1 protein-coding gene is annotated in these 2,141 nt (G+C 73.9%); it reads left to right on the forward strand.

Annotated elements, in window-relative coordinates; genetic code table 11:
* On the forward strand, positions 1-2,141 hold a 2,141-nt coding region (locus tag ACIGQF_RS38440; protein ID WP_399720755.1), incomplete at both ends, for a polyketide synthase dehydratase domain-containing protein.

The raw sequence follows: 2,141 nt of genomic DNA on the forward strand, positions 1-2,141 counted from the left end.
CGGAGGGGCGTAAGGCGACGTCGCTGCGGGTGTCGCATGCGTTCCACTCGCCGTTGATGGACCCGATGCTGGCGGAGTTCCGTGTGGTGGCGGAGGGCCTGGTCTTCGCCACGCCGACCGTTCCGGTGGTGTCGAACCTGACGGGCGCGGTGGCCTCGGCCGAGGAGTTGTGTTCGGCGGAGTACTGGGTGCGGCACGTGCGGGAGGCGGTCCGCTTCGCCGATGGCGTACGCACCCTCGAAGGCGAAGGTGTGACCACCTTCCTGGAGTTGGGTCCCGATGGTGTGCTCTCGGCCATGGCGCAGGAGTCGCTGACCGGCGACGCCGTCACCGTGCCCGTACTCCGCAGGAACACGTCCGAGGAGCGCTCCGCGCTCACCGCCCTCGGCCGTCTGCACACCCTCGGCGCGCCGATCGACTGGTCCGGCTTCCTGGCACCGACCGGGGCGCGCCCGGTCGCCCTGCCGACGTACGCCTTCCAGCACCGGCCGTTCTGGCCCGCCGGCACCCGTGGTACGGCCGACGCCTCCGCGGTCGGCCTGACCGCCGCCGCGCACCCGCTCCTCAACGGCCTCGTCGAACTGGCCGAGGGTGAGGGTGTGTTGTTCACCGGGCGGCTGTCACTCCAGACGCACCCGTGGCTGGCCGACCACGCCGTCATGGGCCGGGTCCTGCTGCCCGGCACGGCGCTTGTGGAGCTGGCACTCAGGGCGGGCGACGAGGTCGGCTGTGACCGGGTCGAGGAACTGACCCTGGCCGCGCCGCTCGTCCTCCCGGAGCGCGGCGCCGTACAGACCCAGGTGCGCGTCGGCGTCGCCGACGACACCGGGCGCCGCACCGTCACCGTCCACTCGCGCCCGGAGAGCTCCGTGGACGCCCCCTGGACCCAGCACGCCACCGGTGTCCTCGCCACCGGCCTGCCGGCCGCATCGGCTCCCTTCGACGCCACGGTCTGGCCGCCGGCGGGCGCCGAAGCGGTCGACCTGGAGGGCTTCTACGAGGCTCGGGCGACCGAGGGCTTCGGTTACGGCCCGGTGTTCCAGGGCCTGCGGTCCGTCTGGCGGCGGGACGGCGACGTGTTCGCCGAGGTGTCCCTGCCGGACGGCGCGCTGCGCGACGCCGAGTCCTTCGGCCTCCACCCGGCCCTGCTCGACGCCGGTCTCCACGCCGCCTGGTTCGCCACCTCGGACGACGACACGCAGGCCGGCAGCGTTCCGTTCTCCTGGAGCGGAGTGACCCTGGCCGCGTCCGGCGCTTCGTCCGTCCGCGTCCGGCTCGGCCGCGCGGCCGACGGAACGCTCACCCTGGCCGTCGCCGACCCCACCGGCGCCCCCGTCGCCACCGTCCAGGCACTCACAATGCGCGCCGTGTCCGCGGACGCGCTGAGCGCCGCGGCGGCCCTCACCCGCGACGCGCTGTTCCGCCTCGACTGGACCACGGTCCCCATCCCGGCGGCGACGGACCTCACGACGGTGACGCTCGTCGGCGACGACCTCTTCGGGCTCGCCGCGGGCCTGCGCGAGACGGGCGTCGAGGTCGACACCCGTACCGCACTGCCGGCCGACGACACGGTGCAGGGGCCGGTACTGCTGCCGATCGCCGCACCCCACCAGGCGGCCGGCACGAACGCCGCCGACACCGGCGCGGCGGCCGCCCACGATCTGACGCGGCACGCCCTGGCACTGGTCCGCAGCCGGATCGAGGAAGAGCGCTTCACCGGTACGAAGTTCGTCTTCGTGACGCGGGGCGCCACGGCCGGACACGACGTGGCCGCGGCCGCGGTATGGGGCCTGGTGCGGTCCGCCCAGTCCGAGAACCCGGGCTGCTTCGCCCTGCTCGACCTCGACCCGGACGCACCGGACGCACCGGCTGCGCTCCCGCTCTCCGCCCTGGAGACCGGCGAGCCGCAGCTGCGGATCCATGACGGCGACCTCCAGGCCGCCCGTCTCGTCCGGCGGCCCCTCACCGACGATGACACCGCCGCACCGGTGTTCGGCAAGGACGGCACAGTCCTGATCACCGGTGGTACGGGCGGTCTGGGGGCTTTGGTCGCCCGGCATCTGGTGGCCGAGTACGGTGTGCGGGACCTGCTGTTGGTCAGCCGGCGTGGGGAAGCGGCCGATGGTGCCGCGGAGTTGGTT

The organism is Streptomyces sp. NPDC053560, from assembly GCF_044544605.1.
Lineage (GTDB): Bacteria > Actinomycetota > Actinomycetes > Streptomycetales > Streptomycetaceae > Streptomyces.